A 1,354-nucleotide genomic window follows, 5' to 3' on the forward strand; every position below is an offset into this window, starting at 1 on the left:
GGAGGCTGAATCTTGACGAAAAAGCCATCGAGTGCAATCTACTAAAAGTGTGCAGCAATCAGTAGAGGAGGCACTTCGATGGCTTATACGGATAAGATCGCACTTTTGGAGTTAATTCGCAAGATCGGATTAGAAGATGGTGATGTGGATTTCTTGAAAGAAGGGCTGAGGGTTCTCACCCAAGCAGTGATGGAGGCTGAGGTGAGCTCCCTGATTGGCGCTGAGCGATATGAGCGTAGTGAGAAGCGTAGCAACAGCCGTAATGGGTATAGAGAACGAGAATGGGATACTCGTGTCGGAACGATCGATTTGCAGATTCCCAAGCTTCGTAAAGGGAGTTACTTCCCAAGTATCCTAGAACCTCGGCGGAAGGCTGAAAAAGCCCTTCTGTCCGTTGTTCAAGAAGCGTATGTGCATGGTGTGAGCACTCGTAAAGTGGATGAGTTGGTCGAATCTATGGGGATTCAAGGAATCAGCAAAAGCGAAGTGTCTCGAATCTGTAAAGAACTCGACGATGTAGTGCAGGACTTCAAAAACCGCCCGCTGGAGGGGACGTATCCATATCTTTGGCTAGATGCCACTTTCCCGAAAGTGCGAGAAGGCGGACGGGTGCAGAGCATGGCGTTTGTGATTGCCATTGGTGTGCGAAACACCGGTGAGCGTGAAGTATTGGGATTTGACATTGGCACCAGCGAGGACGGCGCGTTTTGGCTCACATTCATCCGCAGTCTGATTGCACGTGGATTGCGTGGCGTACAGTTAGTAATTAGCGACGCGCACGAAGGACTGCGTAGTGCCATTGCTTCTGCGCTGACTGGAGCGACCTGGCAGCGCTGTCGTGTCCACACAATGCGCAATATTCTCAGCCAGGTGCCTAGAGCGTCACAAGCGATGGTCTCATCCATTGTCCGGACCATCTTTGCGCAGCCGACGCAGGAAGCCGCCAAACAGCAATTATCTGTCGTTGTGAAACAACTTCAAGGAAAGTTTCCAAAAGCGATGGGTGTTCTGGAACGTGCAGAGGAAGACGTATTAGCATACATGGGATTCCCGAAGGAGCACTGGAAGCAGATTTGCTCGACAAACCCACTTGAGCGCTTAAATCGTGAACTAAGGCGGCGCTTTGATGTGGTTGGCATATTCCCCAACCGAGAGTCTGTATTGCGCCTTGGAGGATCGATTCTCCAAGAGCAGAACGATGAATGGATAGTTGCAAGGCGCTACTTCAGCCGAGAGTCTATGGCAAAACTCATTGGCACTGATGAACAGCAGTTACTAGCTCCAACGTCAGTTTTGCATAAATAGCTAACACTAGGGGTTGCACTCAATTTACACCACTTGACGGGACACTACC

1 protein-coding gene is annotated in these 1,354 nt (G+C 50.2%); it reads left to right on the top strand.

Going from position 1 to position 1,354, the window contains the following annotated elements; translation table 11 throughout:
• The first annotated feature begins 78 nt into the window (after positions 1–78).
• A complete protein-coding gene (locus J3482_RS20060; protein WP_206923068.1) occupies positions 79–1,305 on the top strand; it encodes an IS256 family transposase in 1,227 nt (408 codons plus the stop codon).
• Positions 1,306–1,354: the final 49 nt, after the last annotated feature.

Origin of the sequence: Alicyclobacillus suci (genome assembly GCF_017329615.1) — a bacterium.
In the GTDB taxonomy this organism is placed as follows: Bacteria; Bacillota; Bacilli; order Alicyclobacillales; family Alicyclobacillaceae; genus Alicyclobacillus; species Alicyclobacillus suci.

What these genes read in the sequence shown, in the direction of transcription:
- J3482_RS20060 (WP_206923068.1), top strand. Translation starts at nt 79, where the DNA reads ATGGCTTATACGGATAAGATCGCACTTTTGGAGTTAATTCGCAAGATC.